We start from the raw sequence: 22,682 nt of genomic DNA on the forward strand, positions 1-22,682 counted from the left end.
GGCTTTGTTTTTTTATTTTTTCATATGTGTGACTAGTTTGTTATAACTTTCAGAGCGTTCAATTGCATCTTCTTTAGTTTTATCAAGTAAATGTTCGACTACTTCTTGATTCTGTTTAATTGTATGCAACGCAGAGTAACGTGTTTGTTTTTCAAGGAAATCACGCATTTTGTCAAAATCTGTTTTCTTGTAGTCAATGACCATCGGATCTTTGCCTTTCTTAACTAACTCTGGATTATAGCGATAAAGTGGCCAATAGCCAGATTCAACGGCTTCTTTGGCTTGATCTAACGTCCGAACCATTCCACCTTTGACCCCGTGATTAATACATGGGGTATAACCAATGATAATTGATGGGCCTGGGTACCGCTCCGCTTCGTCAATTGCTTTAATCGTTTGCATTGAGTTTGCGCCTAAAGCCACTTGTGCAACATAGACATTCCCATAAGTGATTGCCATCATCCCTAAATCTTTTTTAGAGGTATGTTTCCCCCCCGCTGAGAATTTGGCAATGGCTGAAGCTGGTGTAGCTTTAGATGTTTGTCCGCCTGTATTGGCATATACTTCGTTATCCATAACAAAAATATTAACATCTTCCCCACTGGCAAGAACATGATCAATGCCGCTAAACCCGATATCATAGGCCCAACCATCGCCGCCGACAATCCATTGACTCGTTTTCACTAGTAAATCTTTTTGTTCGTGAATTTTTGTTAAAAGTGGATCTTCATCGGCTTCTTCACTTAATGCCTCCGCTAGTTTGGTTGCTCGCTGTTGTGTTCCTTCCCCTTCAGCCATGTGTTCCAACCAATCATTTAACAAGGCTTGAAGTGAATCTGATCCGACGTTTTTAGCAAGACTTTCTTCAACCAGACTAGCTAAATGTTGACGTTTCGTTCGATTGGCAATATACATACCATAACCATATTCCGCATTATCTTCAAACAGCGAATTACTCCAAGCTGGTCCTTGGCCACATTCGTTCGTTGTATAAGGCGTCACCGGTGACGAACCACCCCAAATTGATGAACAGCCTGTTGCGTTAGCAATCATCATTCGATCACCAAATAATTGCGTCAACAACTTAATATAAGGTGTTTCGCCACAGCCTTCACAAGCACCTGAAAATTCCATCAATGGCTGGTTAAATTGGGAACCTTTAACAGAAAGTTTTTTGACTGGGTTGGCTTTTTGTTTAAGAGTCATCGCAAAGGCCCAATTCATCGCTTGCTCTTTCTGAGTTTCATAAGGTTTCATTAAAATCGCCTTGTCTTTCACAGGGCAAGCCTGAACACAAAGACCACAACCTGTACAATCTTCTAAAGAAACTTGGATACGATACATCAATCCATCTGTGCCACGCATTTCGCGCATGGCAAAACCTGCAGGTGCTTCTTTCAGTTCTTCTTCATCCGCTAAAAATGGTCGAATAGCCGCATGTGGACAAACAAAGGCACATTCATTACACATCGTACACTTATCCATTTGCCACTCAGGCACTTCTAACGCAATGCCACGTTTTTCATAAGCCGCAGTGCCCATTGGAATGGCACCGCCCTTCATTCCGTTTTCAATCAAATCTGAAACGGTCAGCTGATCCCCTTCTTGACGATTGATTGGTTCTAAAATATTTGTCACAAAAGCTGGAGCTTCCGACTCTTGATTTTCTGGTTCTAAAACAATGGTTGCCCAATCTTCTGGAACTACGATTTCTTGCAGCGATTCAAAGGTAGCATCAATCGCTTGGTAATTTTTTTCAACAATTTCCATTGATTTTTTTCCATAAGTCTTTTTCACTTCTTCTTTAAGTAACGGTAAATATTGCTCTTTCGTTAAAATATCTGTTACTTCAAAAAAGGCAGTAGACATCACTGTATTGATCCGACGACCTAAGCCTACTTTGCGAGCTAACTCAACCGCATTGATAATGTAAAATTTGATTTGGTGCTCCCCAATATATTTTTTTAACTTAGCCGGTAATAAACGGTGAACCTTTTCTTGATCCCAAATAGTATTCAGTAAAAACGTTCCGCCATCTTTTAAACCTTTTAACAGGTCGTATTTATGCAAATAGGAAGCATTATGACAAGCGATGAAATCTGCTTGTTCAATTAAATACGTGGAAGTAATTGGCTCTTTACCAAAACGCAGATGCGAAACGGTTAAACCGCCTGATTTTTTAGAATCATAACTAAAGTAAGCTTGTGCATAAAGGTCGGTATGATCTCCGATAATTTTAATCGCTTGCTTGTTTGCTCCCACAGTTCCGTCAGAACCAAAGCCCCAAAATTTTGCTTGGAAGGTAGTATCTGGCGTTAAATCTAAAGTAGGTTCTTCTGGCAATGATTGATAGGTTACATCATCAACGATCCCTACCGTAAAGCGTTGTTTTAATTCTTTAAATGGCAATAACAAATGGTCATAGATCGCTTTAATTTGATTAGGCGCTACGTCTTTAGAACCTAACCCATAACGTCCACCAATCACAATTGGACGATTTTCATGTTGATAGAGAGCGCTTTGAACATCTAGCAATAACGGTTCCCCTTCGGCTCCTGATTCTTTTGTTCGATCTAGAACAGCAACCTTTTCTACTGTAGCTGGTAATTTTTCAAGAAGGTTTTCGGTAGGAAATGGACGATATAAATGAATATTGATAAAACCAACTTTGCGTCCTTGTTGATTGAGATAATCGACTGTTTGTTTGATTACTGGTGAAGCCGACCCCATTGAAATAATGACTTCTGTTGCATCTTCAACCCCATAATAATCGGTTAAATCATACGTTGTTCCACGAAGATTGTTAATTTTTTTCATGTATTTTTGAACAATTTTTGGCATTTCTTCGTAATTTTTATTGACTGTTTCTCTTTGTTGAAAATGAATGTCAGGATTTTGAGCGGTCCCTGAAACAGTGGGATGATTAGGATTCATGCCTCCCATTCTAAAACGAGTTACAGCTTCCTGATTCACCATTTCTTTCAGGTCATCATAATCAATCACTTCGATTTTTTGTAGTTCATGGCTCGTTCTAAAACCATCAAAAAAGTTTACAAAAGGTAAACTACCTTCTAAACTAGCTAAATGAGCAACTGCCGACAAATCCATCACTTCTTGAACACTTGATTCTGCTAACATACAAAAACCTGTTTGTCGGGTAGCCATCACATCGCCATGATCACCAAAAATACTCAACGCACTTGTCGTTACTGCCCGAGCCGCCACGTGGAACACAGAAGGCAGCAATTCTCCTGCGATTTTATACATATTGGGAATCATCAACAGTAAACCTTGTGAAGCAGTATAAGTAGTGGTTAACGCACCTGTTTTTAACGAACCATGAACTACTCCCGATGCCCCAGCTTCTGATTGCATTTCAATAACTTGAACTTTTTGACCATAAATATTTTTTAAACCACTTTCCGCCCATTCATCCACCAACTCAGCCATTGTTGAACTTGGTGTGATAGGATAAATAGCGGCAACTTCTGTAAACGCATATGAAATATAAGCCGCTGCGGTGTTTCCATCCATTGTTTTTTTCATTTTTTCACCTTTTATCTTTCCTAAGCATTGCTTGTGACTGTTGTTTTTTGTGTTTTGACATACTGATCAATTGCATTAGCTGCGATTTTCCCAGCGCCCATCGCTAAAATAACGGTGGCAGCACCTGTGACTATATCGCCCCCAGCAAAAACGCCAGGTATTGAGGTTGCTCCTGTTTTAGGATCAGCCTGAATGTACCCCCATTGGTTTAGTTCTATTTCTGGATATGTTGATAACAAGACTCGATTTGCCCCTTGGCCAATTGCCTCGATTACTGCATCAGCAGGAATGGTAAACGTGCTGTCTGGAACCGGTTCTGGTCGTCGTCTTCCAGACACATCTGGTTCACCTAAAACCATTTTGACACATTCAACACCGGCTAGATTTCCTTGTTGGTCATCTAAATAAGCAATTGGATTCGTTAACCAATAATAGTTAATTCCTTCTTCAAGGGAATGGTGGTATTCTTCAATTCTTGCTGGTAATTCTTCTAACGAACGACGATACACAATGTTCACATTTTCAGCGCCTAATCGTTTGGCTGAACGAGCGGCATCCATTGCAACATTCCCGCCGCCAATCACAACAACATTTTTAGCACGTTTAATCGGTGTATCATATTCTGGAAACTCATAGCTATGCATTAAATTGATTCGTGTTAAAAATTCACTAGAAGAATAAACCCCATTTAAACTAGTTCCTGGGATTCCCATAAAATTTGGTGCCCCTGCACCAACCGATAGATAACAGGCATCAAACTCTGACATTATTTCTTCCATCGTAATCGTTTTACCTACTACCACATTGGTTTTTATTGTTACACCTAAGGCTTCAATACTCGCAATTTCTTGTTTAACAATTTTTTTCGGTAATCGAAATTCAGGTATGCCATAGGTTAATACGCCACCAGCTTCATGAAGCGCTTCAAAAATAATTACTTCGTAGCCGAGCTTTGCCAAATCCCCCGCAACTGTTAACCCAGAAGGACCAGAACCGACCACTGCGATTTTCCCTTTTGTTGGTTCCGCTGTTTTTTTTGGAAACATGTGATTTTTTAATGCCCAATCGGCAACTAAACGTTCTAATTTGCCAATTGCCACTGGTTCAAAGTTTTTGGCTTTCCCTAATTTACAAACTTGTTCACATTGTTTCTCTTGCGGACAAACGCGTCCACAAATAGCAGGTAAATTCGTATATTTACTTAAAATATTGGCTGCTTGTTCCATGTTTCTTTCACGAATAGCTAAAATAAATCCAGGAATATCAATCATCACGGGGCATTTAGCAATACAAGGTGCATTTTTACATTGTAAACAGCGAATCGCTTCTTCTTGCCCTTCTGCTAATGTATAGCCTAAGCAAACCTCTTCAAAATTATTCTTTCTGATAGTAGGTGCTTGTTCCGCAATCGGTGTTTTTATACGACTTTTTCTAGCCATTTTTCTCCACCTGCTCTTTCAAACGATCTGTAAAGCAAACTGCTTCTTCTTCCTGATATTGCTTCATTCGATTAATGAATTCATCCCAATTTACTTCATTGCCTTTAAACTCAGGTCCATCAACACAGGCAAATTTCATGGTGCCATCAACAGTGACCCGACAACCGCCACACATGCCTGTTCCGTCAATCATAATAGGATTCAAGGAAACATAAATTGGTAATTGATGTTTTTCAGCTGTCAAGGTACAAAATTTCATCATGATGCTGGGCCCAATCGCCCAACTGCACGCTACAGATTCACGTGCAATAACTTCTTCCATCGCTTCTGTTACTAAGCCCTTTTTACCTAATGAACCATCATTCGTTGTAATGATTAGTTCATCCGAATAACGACGGCATTCTTCTTGTAACAGAACTAACTCAGCTGTTCGTGCTCCCAAAATCGTAATCACTCGGTTGCCTGCTTCTTTTAAAGCCTTGATAATTGGATAAATAGCCGCGATACCAACCCCGCCACCGACAACCATCACCGTTCCATATTGCTTCACTTTTGTGGGCATACCTAAAGGTCCAGTGATATCCAACAAAGAGTCTGAAGTTTTAAGTTGGGAAAGTGCAGCTGTTGTCTTACCGATTACTTGGAAAATAATTCGAATACTGCCTGCTTGTGGATTTGTCTCCGCAATCGTTAAAGGGATCCGCTCTCCTTTTTCGTCAATTCTTAAAATAACAAACTGGCCAGCCTGGGCATGTGTCGCTATTCTTGGCGCTTCCAGCCAAAAATCAAATGTATTACTAGATAATTGAGTCGACTGAAGAATATTAAACATTGAAATACCTACCTTCATCATTCCTTTTCATTCTGACTCCTACTTTCTTAAACCTTTAGGCAACGCTATCAGATAAAGTGGTGGCAACACTTTTAACAAATGTTTTTAGCATTTCGATGTCTTCTTCTTCTGCATTGTTTTCAATTTCAACTGTTTCAGCTACTTTTTTAGCACCAGCTTTTTCAAAAGCTCCTACAAAATCATGCGCTGATTTACAGAAAAATTCACCATATTCACGATCACCGGAACCAACAACGCCAAATGGCTTACCTGCTAAATCCTTTTCAGTTAATTCATCAAAGAAATCTTCAAATTCAAAAGGCAGTTCCCCATCACCATAAGTATACGTTGCGATAATACAAGCATCTGCATCATCAAAGAAGTCTACATCAACTTCTGAACATTCTTCACGTTCTACTTCAACTCCAGCTTCTTGAAACTGTTCTTCCAAAATCTCGGAAATTTCTTCTGTGTTTCCAGTCATACTTGCATAAACAATTTTTACTAGTGCCATCTTCATTCATTTCCTTTCTTTTTTCCTAAATATTTCAATGCATTCAAATGCAATTGTAACCCCTTACATTAATTCTTAAAAAAATAACTTTTACAAATGATTTTATTCACAAACTAATCTAACTAAGTATGTACTCTTCCCCTTTCGAGATAGAGTTTTTTTACTACGTCTTTACTATACCACATTCCAAACCTTTTTAACAATATTTTTAAGGTAAAAAAAATATTATTTAGGTTTTTTATAAAACGTTTTTCCTTCTTCCAATCATAAAAATTGCTTCTAAAACCGCTCCCCCTAATGCACGAGCTTTGTCGGAGATCGTCAAGCAATCGACTTTTTCAACTGGTCGAGGATCTACATCTGCACACTTCAACCCTTGATAACATGTTACCTTTTCTGAAATCAATCCTCTCAAAGTCCCTGTCAGAGGTGAATAAACTGGAACCTGATCGATAAAGAATAATGCTTCCCCTTTCAACACGAGATCCCCTATGTTTTTAAGGTGGGTAACTTGTCCTGAAGCAGGGGCATGGACAACTCGTTCCGCACTTTTTCCGCCAATTTCACCTGGAATACCTGTATTAGGTAAAGCTGTTCCTTCAAAGTATAAACGTCCCAACCTATGGCCACGCATTGTCTCAATCACAACATCGACATCTTGCGGTGCTGAAAAGCCTGGTCCTAAAGCAATCGTAATCGGTGCCATTCCTCGATGCGTACCTAAATTTTTCTTAGCCAAAATCGCATCGATAACAATCAGTGGTTTCAATTGTTGAATAGCACTTGCTGTTTGATCGACAAAAACAGGCAGCTTATTTTGCTGCCAACATTTCGCGCAATCCTTTAATGAAGTAATTCGAACAGCAACCAAATCTTCCACTCTTTGTTCTTTCTGAAAAATAGCATCACAAACTGAAACAGTCCGCCGAATGGCCAGAGGACATTCTGTTTCTAATACTAGTATTTTAAAGCCAACGTGCCATAATTTTTGGATAACACCTGTCGCTAAATCGCCCCCTCCGCGAACAATCACTAATTTTTCTTGGATGTTTTGACTGATTTCTCCCATAAAATAAGTCCTTTCTCTAATTCCATATTGCAAGCAATAATCTTGTCTAATTTTTCAAAACAGCTTTTGGGTAATTGAAGACAGACATTCATCGCTTGAACGAACTCTCTTCGCGTATGGGTTTGATTTAAACATAAAATTCGTTGGCCTTGGCTCTCTTTAAACAATCCTTTTGGATGAGCAATCAGTTGAGCTAACAATGTTTCTGTGATTGGTTCTTGTAGTTGCGCATCGGTTAATTCCAAAAAAAGCGGCAACCGATGAATGGTCGTTTCATCTATCTTTTGACCAATCACAGAAATCGGAAGCACACCAATTGTGGTGGTTGTTTCTTTTAATATCACGGGTTCATAAGAGGACCAGCCTTTCAAAGGTCGTTGTTTGGACCCATCCGCTTCTAAAAAAACTTTCGTGAAGTGCTGAAACAATGTTTGAAACGAGGTCATTGCAGGCATTGTTAGTTTTGTTTGGTTGTTGATAGCGGTTCCTGCTAAAGTGATTCCGCAGATATTCGGCGTTATTTTTTCAAAATGGTTTGTATAAAAATAATCATACAATTGACGTTGGGGAAACCCAATTTTTGTGGTTGTACTAACCAGAACAGCTTCTTTTCGATATGTTTTTGCTAGCGCCCACATTAAGCTTGTTTTCCCACCACTACCAACAATCGACACAATCTCCTTTCCTTGTAAATCAAAACACTTTTTTAAGGACTCCACAGTTGGTACCTCCTTTCCCCAAGGTCATTTTTCACAGAAAAAATAGAGGCTACGCGTACTTTTGCTTCTTCTAAAAAACATACACTGCGAGTTATTTCCGCTTCATTAATGAGTAAACCGATCCCACAGCCATCCGTCAATGATGGTGGCAAAGTAAAGACGCGAACAGCCACCTTTCTTGTCAACAGTACTTGTTCCGCCTGAACAGCATAATGTGTATTCGGAAAGGTTAGCAAATACTCCATCTTTTCACCTTCTTTTTTTGTTAAAGCGTAATTACTTTAGCCGCTTGATTCATTGTTTCAACAATTTCGTACATATTAGTAATAGAGCCGATGGCTAAGGTGTCTGTTAAATGATAAAAATCTAAACAGGCCCCACACGTTTTAATCGTGGTTCCTTTCTCCGCTAATTGTTGCAAATCAGCTAAGGTATTCGCTGCTTGATTCGTTAAAAACGCCCCTCGATTAAAGAATAATAGCTGTGTAGGAACAGTTTCTGCTTCTGATAATGATTGAAGATAACTTTTCATTAATAGTCGTCCTAGCTGCTCGTCTCCAGTACCTAATTGATCGGAGCCAATCGTAATTACTAAATCTGTTGCTGACTGACTTGTTTGTTGAGTCGCTTCTTCAGGTACCGTAATTTTGACAGAGAAAACCGTGGCTTCTATCTGCTTTGCAGTCAAAGTGGCCTGTTTTTTAGCAGCTAATTTTTTCAAATTTTCAACAGCTACTTCGTTATCGACTAAAACTTCGATAGTGCCTCCAGCTAAACCTAACTCCGCCAAGGCTTTTTTTGTTTCAATCACAGGTATTGGGCAAGGTTTTCCCAACGCATCTACTAATTTCATATTTGGTCCTTCTCTCTATAAAAGTACTACTGCTTGTTGTTCTTTTGGCAGAACCTCACCAATAATTTTGGCAACAGGGTCCTCTTTTTGAATAGCTGCTAAACAGGCTGCCGCTTCGTCAGCAGCGACACTAATTAACAGTCCGCCAGATGTTTGTGGATCAAACAAAAGTTCTTGCATTTCCATAGAAATTTTTGAATAATCGATTGTCGTTCCGATTGTTTGGCGGTTTCTTTGCCCAGCTGCAGTGACTAAACATTCTGCGGCGTAGGCCAACGCTCCTGTAATGGTTGGTAATGCTTCTGTATCAATCAGTAATGTTACCTGATTATCAGCCATTTCTTTTGCATGAATTAATAGACCAAACCCAGTCACATCAGTACAAGCATGTACTGCGTAGGATCGAGCATTTGCAGCGGCATATTTATTTAAACGTTCCATCGAATCTTGTGCGATTTTTTGTTCCGTCTGCTTCGCTAATTGCCCCCGAACAGCCGCTTGAATAATTCCTACACCTAATGCTTTAGTTAAAATCAAGACATCCCCCACCTGTGGCGTATTATTATGCCACAAATTTTCTGGATGAACTTCTCCAGTTACCGCTAAGCCATACTTGGGTTCATGGTCATAAATCGAATGGCCTCCCGCCAGTAAAGCACCCGCTTCCTTTAATTTTAAACTGCCACCCAAGAGCATTTGTTCCAACCATTCTTTTGACATCTTTTGTGGAAAACAAACAAGATTTAACGCATAAAGGACTGTACCGCCCATGGCATAGACATCACTTAAAGCATTAGCGACCGCAATTTTTCCAAATGATAACGGATCATTGACCATTGGCGAAAAAAAATCTACCGTTGAAATCAAAGCTTTTTCAGACGTTATTTGGTAAACAGCAGCGTCGTCGGCATGTTCAAATCCGACGAGTAGCCGCTCATTTGCCGGTGTTTCGGGTAAGTGTTGCAACAATTGGTTCAGTACACGGGATTCAATTTTTGCCCCGCAGCCACCTGATGTACATTGTGATAAAAAATCCATGCTGTCCGCTCCTTCTCAAATTAGTAGTTCTTGTAAAGCGTGAATTGTCCAAGTAATTTCTTCAGGCGTTGTCTGCCAACCAAAGCTAAAGCGTAAGGTGCCAGTTGCTAAAGTCCCAGCTGTTTCATGGGCTAATGGTGCACAATGCAAACCTGCGCGCGTCATAATGCCATATTGTTCTGCTAGTTGCTGTGCCACCACTGTTTCTTCCTGATTCCACAGTGTGATAGAAACAACAGGGACAGTTTGTGCCACGTCCTTGGTTCCTAAAATTGTGACAGGTAACCCTGATAAACCATTAAAAAAATTCTGCATTAAGGTTCGTTCGTGCTTTTGAATCGCTGCTAACCCAATTTTATTCAACTCTTTAACAGAACTATTTAAGCTTAGAATACCTAAACTGTTTAACGTACCAGCTTCAAATTTATCTGGTAAAAAAGAGGGTTGATCAAAGGAATTAGAATGGCTACCAGTACCGCCCGTTATCAGTGGTTTGACCGCTTCAGCCCCTTGCTCACTAAAAGCTAACCCACCAATACCTGCTAATCCATATAAGCTTTTATGTCCAGTAAAGGCTAACACATCAATGGCCATCTGGGTCATTTTTATTGGTAAAAATCCCGCCGTTTGAGCCGCATCCAAAACAGTTAATAATCCTTTCTGTTGGGCCCATTGAAAACATTCTTCAATGGGTAAAATGGTGCCTAAGACATTGGATGCGTGTGTCATCACCAAGGCTTTTGTATTCGTTCGCCAGGCTCGCTGAATATCTTCTACATCTAACAGGCCAGTTTTTTGACAAGCAACATATGTGACTGAAATGCCTCGTTCTTTCTCAAGCAAGTGAAGAGGTCTGGCTACTGCATGATGTTCTAACATAGTCGTAATCACATGGTCGCCAGGTTGTAAAATCCCCGCTAATGCAAGATTTAAGGAAGCTGTTGCGTTATTCGTAAACGTAATCTGAGCCGCACTGGGTGCCTGAAAAAAGTCTGCTAACAATTGACGTGTCTCTAAAAGAGGAAGCCCCTCTCTAAGCAAAGGGGCATTTCTTCCGTAATTCATGAACTGATTTTCTGCTAAATAGGCAGTCAAAGCCTCAATGGTTGCTGGAAATTTTTTATAGGAAGTCGCTGCATAATTTAAATAAACCAAGTCCTTCATACGCTTTTCCTCTCTAACTGTTGGTTTCTTGAATTAATTTTCTGTACTCTTCTGGCGTATCGATATCTTTTAAACGGCCAGGAGTCGCTATTTTCAACATCTGAACTGCTTCTGGAAAGCGTTCACAAATCATGCGTCCGCCTGTTTCACCAGTCAATGTTAATAGTTCTTGTCGAAATTGATTACCGAATAATACTGGACTACTAGGACAACCATCTTTTTGTAATGGCACTACAATTTTATTTCTCTGACATTTATCTAACACGGGTTGTAGCATTTTAGGTGTTAACAATGGTTGATCACTAGGTAAGTATAAATAGCCAGCTCCCCGAGCTTGTTCGGTTCCTAAACGAATACTGCTACTTTGTCCTTCTTGCCATTGATGATTGAGAATCAACTGAATGTTCTTAGGTAAAGGAAACGCTGGCTGATTCTCAGGCGAAACAACTAAAATCCGTTCTAATACGTCTAATTGATTCACTAAGGTTAACGTGTGCTCTAAAAATGTTTTTCCTTGATATTTTAAGAACAATTTATTTTGGCCCATCCGTTGTGAATTGCCCGATGCTAGAATAATGACACTAACGAGTGACATGAGTTGTCTCCTTTTATCTTTTTTTCTTTTGATAAGGGGTATTTTCTAAAGGCAGACTTGGTCGGAGCTGACCATCCAAGGCGAAATATGCGCCTGCTAAAGCTGGTGCGGTAGGGATCGTTGCTAACTCACCTACGCCTTTAATTCCATAGGCTAAACCTTCGTGAAGATTGTCAGCATGAACCAAAATTGTTTCGATTGGTGGTACTTGAGTAGCGTTCACTAATCCTAGCGTTGCATATTTTGCTTTAACATAGCCTTCTTCTAAGGCAAATTTTTCAGTTAAAGCATACCCCATGCCCATCGCAATCCCACCTTCAATTTGACCTTTAGCAGCTCGTGGATTCACCACTTGCCCCATATCATACGCAGCCACAAATTTAGCTACTTTTCCTTTGTCATCTAGAATAGCTACTTCAGCAGCATAACCATAGCCAGCATGACTAACTGGACTTTTTTTATCATTAATTAACGGATCCGTTTTCGCTGAATATTCCCCATAAAATTCTTCGCCTTCCAAATCGCTTAAAGCACGTCCCATATCAAGTTCATACCGTAATTGCATTGCCGCTCTTCTAGTTGCTTCTCCTGTGAAGAGTGACTGCCTCGAAGCCGTTGTTGTTCCTGAATTCGGCGTTCTTCTCGTATCAGGTGCTTCCGCAACAATCATTTCTGGTGGTAAATTTAATGTTTCACAGGCAATTTGCGTCGTAACGGTTGCCATCCCTTGACCGATACAAGCAGCACTTGTGCGGACATGTATTTTTCCTTCTTCAACAGAAATAATACAACGCCCTGTATCAGGTAGCCCCACACCCACGCCACTATTTTTAAAGAAACTAGAAATTCCAGCAACTTCCGCTTGTCCATAGACGTCTTTAACTGCTAACAAGGCTTCTTTTAACGCCGCATTTTTCGAGACCAATTGTCCATTCGGTAAAGTATCTCCTGGGGCGACGGCATTTTTAAAGCGTATTTCCCATGGTGATAGTCCGACTTTTTCTGCTAACAAGTTTAAATTACTTTCAATTGCAAAAGCCGTTTGGCAAACACCAAATCCACGAAATGCACCTGCTGGCGGATTATTAGTATATACAGCAAACCCTTCCACATCAATCGTTTGATACTTGTAAGGACCTGCCGCATGTGTACAAGCCCGTTGCAATACTGGTCCTCCTAAAGAAGCATAGGCCCCAGTATCCGCATAAATCACTGCTTTCATTGCAGTTAAATTGCCTTCTTCATCACAGCCGGTCGTAAAGTCCATTTCCATGCCATGGCGTTTAGGATGAACCATCAAACTTTCTTCACGGCTTAGCAGTACTTTTACTGGTTTCTTCAATAACCAAGCGGCTAAGGATGCATGATGCTGAACACTCATGTCTTCTTTTCCACCAAAACCACCACCAACAAGTTTTGATTGAACATGAATTTTTTCCTTGTCTAGTCCTAACATCCGAGCCACTTCCCGTTGTTCATCATAGATACTTTGACCCGCACTAAAGAGTAAAATGCCCTCACCTTCAGGCTGTGCAATCGCACACTCGGGTTCCATAAAGGCATGTTCGTTAATTGGTACGGAATAATGTTCTGTCACTACAAACGCAGAATTTGCTAATACTTCATCTGCGTTGCCACGTACCAAGTGTTCATGAGACAAGATATTGCCCTTTTCATGAATAGCTGGTGCACCTTCTGCTAAAGCAGCTTCACAAGAAGTAAGCGGTATCATTTCTTCGTAATCAACTTCCACTAAATTTTTTATCTCTGGTAAGGTTTCTTTTCTTTTTGAAACAACGAGTGCCACTGCATCCCCAACATACCGTGTTATTTCACCTTCTGGAATCATTACATCCCAATCGGAAATAAATTCTAAATGACCAATTTTATTATTTCCTGGAACGTCTTTAGCTGTGAACACAGCCACACAGTCAGGATGCGCCAATGCTTGGGTACTATCGATTGATAGAACTTTTGCGCGAGGATAGGCACTCCGCAAAGCTGATGCATGAAGCATTCCTTCTATGTCAATGTCATCTACATAAATCCCTGTGCCTAATGTTTTCTCCACTGCATCGACCCGTTGGAAGTCTTCCCCTAATTTACCATTTGAATGTTCTTCTGGAATGCTCGTTTCTTCACAAAACATTTTAGCAGCTAACTGAATGGCTTCTATTATTTTCACATATCCTGTACAACGACAAATGTTTCCTCGTATAGCTTTCTGAATGTCTTCTTTTGTGGGTTCGGGTTTCTTGTTCAATAATCCTTGTGCCGAAATAACCATCCCAGGGATGCAATACCCGCACTGAACTGCACCCGTTTTTGCGAACGCATAGGCATAGACATCTTTTTGCCGTTGGCTTAAACCTTCGATTGTCGTGACTTCTTTACCAGCTAATTTTTCTAGAGTAAACAAACATGCTTTGGAAGCCTTTCCATTTACTAACACCGTACATGCACCGCAAGAGCCTTGGTTACAGCCATCTTTTGTTCCAGTTAGGCCCAGATCCTCCCGCAAAAAGTCCATTAATTTTTTGTTTGTTTCACAGGTTTCACTTTGACCATTTACAATAATTGAATACATTTCTTGCACCTCGATTTCTGATATAGTTTAGTGTTCAATCACCTAGATTATACCACAAATCTTCGTTCTAAAAATTATTTTTTAGCAAAAAAACTTTTTTTATTTAACTTGAAGGTCCTCATTATTGATAGCGCTGTTGAATTAATTCTCCCGCGATGCTAATCGCTAACTCTTCTGGTGTTTCGGCTGCAATATTTAAGCCAATTGGCATGAAAATTCTTTCAATTTCATTCATTGTATAACCGACCTCTTTTAACCGTCGAACTTGTGAAGCAATTTTGTGTTTGCTCCCCATCACACCAATATATTTGGCTGGTGTTTCCAATAACTGTTTGGCAACGATGAAATCAAAATTGTGTCCTCTGGTAATTACTATACCATAATCGTCCGCCGTTATTTCAATAAACGCAGCTAAATTTTCTAAAGGAATAACCCGTAGTTCCTCAGCTTGTGGAAAAGCTTGTGCCGTCAAAAATTCTGGACGATCGTCCACTACAACGCAATAAAACGATAAATAGTTTAAAATAGGTACCAATGCGCGTGCGACATGACCACTTCCAAAAATATACACTTTCCCTACTTGGAGGATCGCTTCTGTTAAAAAAGTGATTTCCTCTTTTTGCTCACAATGGATACCTTTAGGTAGCAAACTTAATTCCCCCTCCCAAGAAGTGGAACCAATCAATTCGCCTGTTTCACTATAAAAGGATACTTTTCCTAAATTGTTTTGATCTAGTTCAGTCATTAACCAACCTTGTTGATTATTTTGAAAATGCGTTTCTATGGACTCACACAACTCTTTTAAAAATGGCGTTTCCCATGAAAGATAATGGAAAAAAATCGTGACATTTCCGCCACAGACCATGCCTAAATCAGCAATATTATTCGGGGCTAAAATAAATTGACGTTGTGCATTTTCTTTCTCAATAAGTAGCTTTTTTGCCACTTGTTCAGCCTGAAATTCAACCGCGCCACCACCAACAGTTCCGGCTATTCTACCTTCGGCGGAAACCAGCATTCTAGCCCCTTGACTTCGTGGTGTGGATCCTGAACTTGTACCAATCGTTAATAACATCGTGTCTTGCTTTTCCAATATTGCCTGTTTCAAACGCTGAAATACTTCTCTCATTTCAGTTCCTCCGATACTACATCCTGTTCTTTAAATATTTCTTCAAAGCATGCCTCTACCTGTTGATACACTTTTTTCTCAAATAAAAGATATTGATCAATCAACTCTTTTCCTTGATCCGTAACAATTGACCCGCCACCATTACAACCGCCAACGCTTTTGATAATTAATGGAAAAGATAGCTCTTCTTCAGCTACCCGCACAATCCGCCATGCCTTATTATAAGACATTTTCATCTCTTTTGCCGCTAAGTTTAGTGAACCAGTTTGCTGAATTTTTTGTAAAACTTCGACAACGCCAGGACCAAAAAAGTTCCGATCTGTTTTTAATTTTAAGTTCAAGGAATACGTAAACATCTTCTCCTCCTTTATTCGTTCATTTTTTTATAGATAACGTAAGGGAAAAAGGATACGAAAGCTTACTCACTTTCGTATCAAAAAAAGCAATCTTCACTCAAGTGCTACACGTTTTTTTGGTTTTAAAATGACATTTAAAAGGACTGCTACCAAAGTGGTTAAGATAACTTCCGAATTACCGAAAATCGTTGTTACCCAAGTTGGAAAACCAGCTAAGCTTCCAGTAGACAATGTGACACCAATTCCAAATGCTAGAGCTGTTCCGACAACCCCAGTATTTCGAGGAGTCATTTCCTGCGAAGCAATCATCCGAATACCTGTCATAGAAATAGAAGCAAAAACTGAAATCGTTGCACCACCAATTACCGCGTAAGGAATCGTAGTTAATAACGCAGCTACTTTCGGAACAAAACCAGCAATTAATAATATAACTGAAGCGAAAACCAGAACATACTTATTAATCACTTTTGTTACCGTAACCAGACCAACATTTTGTCCAAAAGTTGCCACTGGGATTGATCCAAATAAACTGCCAATAAAGTTAGTGAAACCACTCCCCATAATTCCGCCAGATAATTCTTCATCCGTTGCATCCCGATCCATTGCCCCAACCGTTGTTGCTGTAAATTGACCGATGGCTTGAACAGCATCAACAATAAACATCACTACAAGCGTAAAGATTGGTACCAATTGAAAATCCAGTCCAAAGTGAAACGGGGTAATTACCTGAACGATTTTAGCATTTTGAACTGGCTCAAAACTAACCATCCCTAAAGCTAAAGAAATCAAATAACCAATAACCATTCCGTTTAAAATTGCTGATAACTTCAAAAATCCTTTTGCAAAATAATTGAAGTAAAAAACAATCGCAAAGGTTAATAATGCAACTAACCAATTCCGGGCTGAACCAAAATCAGCACTACCAGCTCCTCCTGCCATATACTTAATCGCAACTGGAAACAGGGATAGTCCAATACTTAAAATAACCGTTCCTGTTACTAAAGGCGGAAACAACACACGGATTTTTTTAATGAACAAACCAACAATAATAACAAGAATACTGCCAACTAATTGGGAACCAAAAATTGCTGCAATCCCAAAATCAGCTCCGATGGCCATCAAAATCGGTACATACGCAAAACTTGCCCCCATCATAACTGGTAACCGTGAACCCACTTTTCCAAAAATAGGGAAAAGTTGAATTAACGTTGCAACTGCTGAAAAAATCAATGATGTTTGAATCAAAATAGTCGTATCACTAGGACTTAATTGGCAAACTTTGGCAATCATGATTCCCGGTGTGACAATCCCTACTACTGCTGCGACAACGTGTTGCAATCCCATCGGAATTGCTTCAGAAATTGATAGTTTCGCATCATATTCAAATAATGCTTGCTCTTTTTTTTCATTCATAGGATCGTTTCCTTCTTCTTTTTATTCTAAAAGGATTGTTCCCCTTAATCAGTAAAGAATGCAATCCTTTTTCCCTCAGAAACATCTTAAAAATTATCCTTTGACAGCAACTGCTTCAATTTCAAATAAACCATCTTTTGGCAACTTGGCTACTTCTACACAAGAACGTGCAGGCAAAACTTCTGAAAAGTAATTCCCATAGATTTCGTTAATTTTGCTAAAATCAGACATATGTTGTAAAAACACCGTTGTTTTCACAACATTATCATAGGTCATCTCGACCTCTTTTAAAATCGAACCTAAATTGATAAAAGCTTGTTTTGCTTGTTCTTCCACTGTAGTCTTCATTTCGCCCGATTGCGGATCTAATCCTAGTTGTCCAGAAATGTACAACGTATTTCCCGCTAAGACAGAATGTGAATAAGGCCCTACAGCAGCTGGTGCCTGTGCAGAATTAATCATTTTGTTTGTCATCGTTTTCCTCCATTCTATGATTCTTTATTTTCAATTAAAGTCCCTGTTTTTCCAGATAATCCTTCTTTGGCTTTTTCTAATAACGTAATCAATGTTTTTCGACCTGGCTTAGATTCAGCAAACTTAATCGCTGCTTCAACTTTTGGTAACATTGAACCTGGAGCAAACTGACCTTCTTGCGCATATTGTTTCATTTTTTCTGTTGAAACATTCCCTAAGGCTTCTTGATTTTCTTTACCAAAATTAATACAAACTTTTTCAACTGCTGTTAAAATCACGAGCAGATCAGCATCTACTTGTTCAGCCAGTCGTTCACTACAAAAATCTTTGTCGATGACTGCATTTACACCTTTTAGTCGGTTCCCTTCTTGAATGACTGGGATGCCACCACCGCCGCCAGCAATGACTGTTTGGCCAGCATCAACCAATGTTTGAATCGTGAGAAGTTCGACAATATTTTTTGGTTTAGGAGAAGCGACGACTTGGCGATAACCACGGCCAGCATCTTCCATCACTTGTATATTTTTTTCTTTGACTAATTGTTCTGCTTCTTCTTTTGTCATGAAGCGGCCAATTGGTTTCGTTGGTTTTTTGAACGCCGGATCATTTTCATCCACGACCACTTGAGTGACTATGGTGGTGACGGCTTTACTTATATTTCGCTGACGCAACTCTTCTTGTAGCGCATTCTCTAAATCATAGCCAATGTAACTTTGACTCATGGCTACGCACATGGATAACGGAACAACTGGATATTGTGGATTATTAAAGGAAAATTCTTCCATAGCTAATTGAATCATCCCCACTTGAGGACCATTGCCATGAGATAAAATAACTTCATATCCTGCTTCAATCAAATCTGCAATCGCTTTGGAGGTCTGTTTTACGGCAGTCATCTGCTCCGTCAAATTATTTCCTAAAGCATTGCCACCTAAAGCTACTACGACGCGTTTGCCCATTGCTTCACCTCATTTTCTGTTTTATAAAAAGGACGATGCTTTTTCTTTTTCACAACGAGTTTTCGTATTAACTGTCTGTTGTCGTTGCATGAAGTCAACGCACATGACTAAGCGTTCTTGACTCGAGACAATCACACATTCATGAATAGACTTGGGAAGGTCTTATTTGTTCATGTTGAAGAGGCAACTTCTAATGATTCATTGTGTAAAGAAAAAGCATCTGTCTTCATGCCAAATTCATTATTTTACTTCTCTTGGTGTCGCTTTATCCGCTAAGTCTGTTAAGGTTTTTTGCGGATTTTTTACTTTACTTAAGAAAATCATAGCCGCAATAACATACGGTTTGTAGCTAGCTTCTTTGTAAAGTTCGACCCGATAACGATCGAAAACAGAAGCTTCCACTTCGCCTTCTTCACAACTAACGCCAGTAATATCAGCTGGTAGACAATGCATATACAAAGCTTTGCCGTCTTTCGTTGTTTTCATCAATTCTTCTGTACATTCCCAATCTTTGTGCTTTTTATTTTGAGAAAGTAATTCTTGTTCTAATTGATCAATTCCTGCTTGGTCACCATTGCCATATAATTCAGTTCGCTTTTCCATTGCCGCAAAAGGTGCCCAGCTTTTCGGATAAACAACATCCGCATCTTTGAATGCTTCTGCCATACTATTCGTTTTAGTAAAGTTTCCACCAAATTCTGCCGCATTTTTCTTCGCAACTTCTTCTACTTCTGGCATAATTTCATAACCTTCTGGATGTGCTAAGACGACATCCATTCCTAAACGGGTCATTAGACCAACAATTCCTTGAGGAACAGATAATGGTTTTCCATAAGATGGTGAATACGCCCAAGTCATGGCAACTTTTTTCCCTTTCAGGTTTTCAATGCCACCAAATTCATGAATTAAATGCAACGCATCCGCCATTGCTTGCGTCGGATGGTCAATATCACATTGTAAATTCACTAACGTTGGGCGTTGTTCTAATACCCCATCTTTATATCCTTCTTGGACAGATTCTGATACTTCGTGCATGTAAGCATTACCTTTACCAATGTACATGTCATCACGAATACCAATGATATCAGCCATAAAAGAAATCATGTTTGCTGTCTCACGAACAGTTTCTCCGTGAGAAATTTGACTTTTTCCTTCGTCTAAATCTTGAACTTCTAAGCCCAAAAGATTACACGCTGAAGCGAAACTAAAACGTGTTCTTGTAGAGTTGTCGCGGAATAAAGAAATCCCCAAGCCACTATCAAAGATTTTAGTTGAAATATTATTTTCTCTTAAATAGCGTAATGTATCGGCAACTGTGAAAACAGCTTCTAATTCATCTCTTGTTTTTTCCCAAGTTAGGAAAAAGTCATTTTCGTACATTTTTTCAAATTCTAATTTATCTAATTTCTCAATATATTCTTTAAACGTTTCCATTCCATCTGCTCCTTTTTTCTTGTCTAATAATCCTTTACTTAACCACAATAGACCGTTGGTAATGCCGCATAAACGGCTGCACAACGAACCAAATCATCTTTCCAAGTTTTTTCATTTGGTGCATGTGCTTGTGCTTCCGCCCCTGGCCCGAAACCAATACAAGGAATACCATTACGTCCCATAATTGAAACGCCATTTGTTGAGAAGGTCCACTTATCTAACAATGGGCGTTCTTCACGCATTTCCACTGTTTCTACAGAGCCTTTCCGTGTTTCTCCATAGAGATTTTTATGCGTTTCCATCAAGGCTTTTGTTACATCATGATTTTCTGGAATTACCCACGTTGGGAAATAACATTCAATTTCATAAGTTAAATCAGTATAAGAAGGACGATCATAGTTGTACATTAAAACCGTCACATCATCTCCATATTTTTTAACAGCTGGTAAATTGCGAATTTCTTCTAAACAACTTTCCCAAGTTTCTCCAGCAGTCATTCGACGGTCTAGTGAAACGGTACAGCCATCCGCAACAGCACACCGACTTGGTGAAGAATGGAAAATTTGCGAAACAGTCACCGTACCACGACCTAAGAAACGGGCTTCTTGCCACTCTGGATTGTACTTAGGATCTAACATACGAACTAAACCACGAATCGCTGTGCTTTCTGTATCTCCATTGTTGTTTAAGGCACGAACATCTTGTAAGATATCCGCCATTTTGTAAATGGCATTATCTCCACGTTCTGGAGCTGAGCCATGACACGAAACGCCTTTGACATCAACTTTAATTTCCATTCGGCCTCGTTGACCACGATAAATCCCACCATCTGTTGGTTCTGTTGAAACAACAAATTCTGGACGGATACCGTCTTCTTTGATAATGTATTGCCAGCATAAACCGTCACAGTCTTCTTCTTGGACAGTAACTGTTACTAAAGCAGTATATTTTTCTGATAATAGACCTAAATCTTTCATGATTTTAGCGCCATAAATAGCCGAAACAATCCCGCCTTCTTGGTCAGATGTACCGCGACCACCGATCTCAGTTTCTGTTTCATAACCATCGTAAGGATCAAATTTCCAGTTACTCATTTCACCAATTCCGACAGTATCCATGTGCCCATCAAAAGCAATTAATTTTTCACCAGACCCCATATAACCAAGTAAATTTCCTTGAGGATCAATGTCAATTTTATCGAAACCTAATTTTTCCATTTCGGCTTTTGCTCGCGCAATTTTGTTGCCTTCTTCTGCACTTTCTCCTGGAATTTTGACAAGGTCTCTTAAAAATTTGACCATATCTTCTCTGTAACCTTCTGCTGCTGCATTTACTGCATTAAAATCCATTCCTTTTCCCTCCATAAAATTTTTTTATAATTGTCTGGATCAGTGTCCCCTTCGGTAGAAAACATTAAAACGTTTGACGTCTCATCCAGTTGCAATGCCTCACGTAATTCTTGATAGTCGGGATCTTGCATCACTGTAGCTACTAAGCCCATTGCTACTGCCCCAGATTCGCCTGATACAACTTGCGGATCCCCTTTTAATGGCGCTCCCAACATACGCATTCCCTTTTCAGAAACCCAATCTGGTGCTGAAACAAAGAAGGATGTATGATTTTTTAGAATATCAAAAGAAATCGTATTAGGTTCTCCACATGCTAGGCCAGCCATAATTGTCTGTAAATCACCATCGACAAAGCGAATTTCTCCGTCTTTTTTAATTGCTGATTGGTATAAACAATCAGCCGCCTGTGCCTCAACTACGACCATAATCGGTGGGTTTTCTGGAAAAGCATTAGCAAAATAACCAATCACCGCACCAGCTAAACTACCGACACCAGCTTGAACAAAAACATGACTAGGTCGTTCAGAGCCAAATTTTCTTAATTGTTGAGAGGCTTCTAACGCCATCGTTCCGTATCCTTGCATAATCCAAGTCGGAATTTTTTCATATCCGTCCCAAGCGGTGTCTTGAACCATGACACCGTTTTCAGTTTCTTCGGCCATTTTATTAGCCATTCGTACACATTCATCGTAATTAACTTCTTCAATTGTGACGGTTGCGCCTTCTTTTTCAATATTTTCTTTTCTCGTCTGTGTTGAACCCTTCGGCATGAGTACAACTGATTTTTGGCCTAATTTATTCGCAGCCCAAGCGACTCCTCGTCCATGGTTACCATCAGTTGCTGTAAAAAACGTAGCTTGTCCAAAAGCTGATCGTAATTGATCAGAAGTTAATTCATCATATGTTAGTTCCGAAACATCTTTCTTTAATTTTTCGGCAATATAGTTAGCCATGGCAAAAGAACCACCTAAGACTTTAAAAGCATTTAAACCAAAGCGATAAGATTCATCTTTAACAAAGAAATCATTTAACCCCAGATAAGCGGCCATATGATTCAATTCTGCTAATGGTGTTTCTGAATACTGTGGAAAACTTTTGTGAAAAGCCAAAGCTTTCTCAATTTTTTCTTTAGACATCAGAGGTAAGTACTTATCCTCCGTCTTCGGCATTTCATTTGCTGTCCATTTAATTTTTTCCAAAAATACTTCTCCT

General features: G+C 39.6%; 20 protein-coding genes. All 20 read right to left on the reverse strand.

Translation table 11 applies throughout. From position 1 onward, the window contains the following. Window positions 1–12 precede the first annotated feature (12 nt). On the reverse strand, window positions 13–3,546 hold the full coding sequence (nifJ, locus tag IGJ20_RS10030; protein WP_430605193.1) for a pyruvate:ferredoxin (flavodoxin) oxidoreductase: 3,534 nt from the start codon (window positions 3,544–3,546) through the stop codon (window positions 13–15). 20 nt (window positions 3,547–3,566) lie between these two features. After that, window positions 3,567–4,985, reverse strand: coding sequence for an NADPH-dependent glutamate synthase (gene gltA / locus IGJ20_RS10035; protein ID WP_126254637.1), 1,419 nt, complete (start codon window positions 4,983–4,985; stop codon window positions 3,567–3,569). Continuing rightward, window positions 4,978–5,835 (reverse strand): sulfide/dihydroorotate dehydrogenase-like FAD/NAD-binding protein, encoded by an 858-nt coding sequence (locus IGJ20_RS10040; protein WP_161970845.1) that lies wholly within the window; start codon window positions 5,833–5,835, stop codon window positions 4,978–4,980. The genes gltA and IGJ20_RS10040 overlap by 8 nt, the downstream gene beginning before the upstream one ends. A 37-nt stretch (window positions 5,836–5,872) precedes the next feature. Then, complete coding sequence (locus IGJ20_RS10045; RefSeq protein ID WP_002382673.1) at window positions 5,873–6,337, reverse strand: flavodoxin; 465 nt, start codon at window positions 6,335–6,337, stop codon at window positions 5,873–5,875. A 232-nt stretch (window positions 6,338–6,569) separates the two neighbouring features. Beyond that, window positions 6,570–7,400 carry a selenium-dependent molybdenum cofactor biosynthesis protein YqeB gene (gene yqeB, locus IGJ20_RS10050; protein ID WP_002379704.1) on the reverse strand — a complete coding sequence of 277 codons (831 nt, stop codon included), beginning with the start codon at window positions 7,398–7,400 and terminating at the stop codon, window positions 6,570–6,572. Then, window positions 7,364–8,119, reverse strand: a complete 756-nt coding sequence (gene yqeC / locus IGJ20_RS10055; RefSeq protein ID WP_002384172.1) for a selenium cofactor biosynthesis protein YqeC — start codon at window positions 8,117–8,119, stop codon at window positions 7,364–7,366. Before yqeC ends, yqeB begins: the two co-directional genes overlap by 37 nt. Beyond that, on the reverse strand, window positions 8,107–8,364 hold the full coding sequence (locus IGJ20_RS10060; protein WP_002362598.1) for a DUF3343 domain-containing protein: 258 nt from the start codon (window positions 8,362–8,364) through the stop codon (window positions 8,107–8,109). Before IGJ20_RS10060 ends, yqeC begins: the two co-directional genes overlap by 13 nt. A gap of 20 nt (window positions 8,365–8,384) precedes the next feature. Next, window positions 8,385–8,972, reverse strand: coding sequence for a sulfurtransferase-like selenium metabolism protein YedF (gene yedF / locus IGJ20_RS10065; protein ID WP_002374269.1), 588 nt, complete (start codon window positions 8,970–8,972; stop codon window positions 8,385–8,387). 15 nt (window positions 8,973–8,987) lie between these two features. Then, complete coding sequence (gene selD / locus IGJ20_RS10070; protein WP_002359657.1) at window positions 8,988–10,010, reverse strand: selenide, water dikinase SelD; 1,023 nt, start codon at window positions 10,008–10,010, stop codon at window positions 8,988–8,990. Between the two features lie 15 nt (window positions 10,011–10,025). Further along, window positions 10,026–11,174 carry a selenocysteine lyase SclA gene (sclA, locus tag IGJ20_RS10075; protein WP_126254639.1) on the reverse strand — a complete coding sequence of 383 codons (1,149 nt, stop codon included), beginning with the start codon at window positions 11,172–11,174 and terminating at the stop codon, window positions 10,026–10,028. Window positions 11,175–11,187: 13 nt separating this feature from the next. Continuing rightward, window positions 11,188–11,769 carry a molybdenum cofactor cytidylyltransferase gene (mocA, locus tag IGJ20_RS10080; protein ID WP_126254640.1) on the reverse strand — a complete coding sequence of 194 codons (582 nt, stop codon included), beginning with the start codon at window positions 11,767–11,769 and terminating at the stop codon, window positions 11,188–11,190. Between the two features lie 13 nt (window positions 11,770–11,782). Next, window positions 11,783–14,356 (reverse strand): selenium-dependent xanthine dehydrogenase, encoded by a 2,574-nt coding sequence (xdh, locus tag IGJ20_RS10085; RefSeq protein WP_126254641.1) that lies wholly within the window; start codon window positions 14,354–14,356, stop codon window positions 11,783–11,785. Window positions 14,357–14,477: 121 nt separating this feature from the next. After that, on the reverse strand, window positions 14,478–15,485 hold the full coding sequence (locus IGJ20_RS10090; protein WP_104675244.1) for an XdhC family protein: 1,008 nt from the start codon (window positions 15,483–15,485) through the stop codon (window positions 14,478–14,480). Then, complete coding sequence (locus IGJ20_RS10095; RefSeq protein ID WP_002356595.1) at window positions 15,482–15,841, reverse strand: winged helix-turn-helix domain-containing protein; 360 nt, start codon at window positions 15,839–15,841, stop codon at window positions 15,482–15,484. Before IGJ20_RS10095 ends, IGJ20_RS10090 begins: the two co-directional genes overlap by 4 nt. 93 nt (window positions 15,842–15,934) lie before the next feature. Then, window positions 15,935–17,254: a nucleobase:cation symporter-2 family protein gene (locus IGJ20_RS10100; RefSeq protein WP_002356594.1), complete on the reverse strand. Its 1,320-nt coding sequence runs from the start codon at window positions 17,252–17,254 to the stop codon at window positions 15,935–15,937. Window positions 17,255–17,347: 93 nt separating this feature from the next. Further along, window positions 17,348–17,728, reverse strand: a complete 381-nt coding sequence (locus IGJ20_RS10105; protein WP_002362244.1) for a RidA family protein — start codon at window positions 17,726–17,728, stop codon at window positions 17,348–17,350. Between the two features lie 14 nt (window positions 17,729–17,742). Further along, a complete protein-coding gene (gene arcC / locus IGJ20_RS10110; protein WP_002362589.1) occupies window positions 17,743–18,687 on the reverse strand; it encodes a carbamate kinase in 945 nt (314 codons plus the stop codon). Window positions 18,688–18,927: 240 nt separating this feature from the next. Beyond that, complete coding sequence (gene ygeW / locus IGJ20_RS10115; protein ID WP_002359643.1) at window positions 18,928–20,121, reverse strand: knotted carbamoyltransferase YgeW; 1,194 nt, start codon at window positions 20,119–20,121, stop codon at window positions 18,928–18,930. Window positions 20,122–20,159: 38 nt separating this feature from the next. Further along, the gene (locus IGJ20_RS10120; RefSeq protein WP_126254643.1) at window positions 20,160–21,485 is read right to left on the reverse strand and encodes a YgeY family selenium metabolism-linked hydrolase; all 1,326 of its coding nucleotides are present in this window, start codon (window positions 21,483–21,485) and stop codon (window positions 20,160–20,162) included. Further along, window positions 21,452–22,669: a diaminopropionate ammonia-lyase gene (gene dpaL / locus IGJ20_RS10125; protein ID WP_126254644.1), complete on the reverse strand. Its 1,218-nt coding sequence runs from the start codon at window positions 22,667–22,669 to the stop codon at window positions 21,452–21,454. The genes IGJ20_RS10120 and dpaL overlap by 34 nt, the downstream gene beginning before the upstream one ends. Window positions 22,670–22,682 lie beyond the last annotated feature (13 nt).

This window comes from Enterococcus sp. DIV0294 (genome assembly GCF_050558155.1).
In the GTDB taxonomy this organism is placed as follows: Bacteria; Bacillota; Bacilli; order Lactobacillales; family Enterococcaceae; genus Enterococcus; species Enterococcus faecalis.

Bases quoted from the DNA above. Each gene is read 5' to 3' on its own strand.
- nifJ (WP_430605193.1), bottom strand. From the start codon at position 3,546: ATGAAAAAAACAATGGATGGAAACACCGCAGCGGCTTATATTTCATAT.
- gltA (WP_126254637.1), bottom strand. From the start codon at position 4,985: ATGGCTAGAAAAAGTCGTATAAAAACACCGATTGCGGAACAAGCACCT.
- IGJ20_RS10040 (WP_161970845.1), bottom strand. From the start codon at position 5,835: ATGAAGGTAGGTATTTCAATGTTTAATATTCTTCAGTCGACTCAATTA.
- IGJ20_RS10045 (WP_002382673.1), bottom strand. From the start codon at position 6,337: ATGAAGATGGCACTAGTAAAAATTGTTTATGCAAGTATGACTGGAAAC.
- yqeB (WP_002379704.1), bottom strand. From the start codon at position 7,400: ATGGGAGAAATCAGTCAAAACATCCAAGAAAAATTAGTGATTGTTCGC.
- IGJ20_RS10060 (WP_002362598.1), bottom strand. From the start codon at position 8,364: ATGGAGTATTTGCTAACCTTTCCGAATACACATTATGCTGTTCAGGCG.
- yedF (WP_002374269.1), bottom strand. From the start codon at position 8,972: ATGAAATTAGTAGATGCGTTGGGAAAACCTTGCCCAATACCTGTGATT.
- selD (WP_002359657.1), bottom strand. From the start codon at position 10,010: ATGGATTTTTTATCACAATGTACATCAGGTGGCTGCGGGGCAAAAATT.
- sclA (WP_126254639.1), bottom strand. From the start codon at position 11,174: ATGAAGGACTTGGTTTATTTAAATTATGCAGCGACTTCCTATAAAAAA.
- mocA (WP_126254640.1), bottom strand. From the start codon at position 11,769: ATGTCACTCGTTAGTGTCATTATTCTAGCATCGGGCAATTCACAACGG.
- xdh (WP_126254641.1), bottom strand. From the start codon at position 14,356: ATGTATTCAATTATTGTAAATGGTCAAAGTGAAACCTGTGAAACAAAC.
- IGJ20_RS10090 (WP_104675244.1), bottom strand. From the start codon at position 15,485: ATGAGAGAAGTATTTCAGCGTTTGAAACAGGCAATATTGGAAAAGCAA.
- IGJ20_RS10095 (WP_002356595.1), bottom strand. From the start codon at position 15,841: ATGTTTACGTATTCCTTGAACTTAAAATTAAAAACAGATCGGAACTTT.
- IGJ20_RS10100 (WP_002356594.1), bottom strand. From the start codon at position 17,254: ATGAATGAAAAAAAAGAGCAAGCATTATTTGAATATGATGCGAAACTA.
- IGJ20_RS10105 (WP_002362244.1), bottom strand. From the start codon at position 17,728: ATGACAAACAAAATGATTAATTCTGCACAGGCACCAGCTGCTGTAGGG.
- arcC (WP_002362589.1), bottom strand. From the start codon at position 18,687: ATGGGCAAACGCGTCGTAGTAGCTTTAGGTGGCAATGCTTTAGGAAAT.
- ygeW (WP_002359643.1), bottom strand. From the start codon at position 20,121: ATGGAAACGTTTAAAGAATATATTGAGAAATTAGATAAATTAGAATTT.
- IGJ20_RS10120 (WP_126254643.1), bottom strand. From the start codon at position 21,485: ATGGAGGGAAAAGGAATGGATTTTAATGCAGTAAATGCAGCAGCAGAA.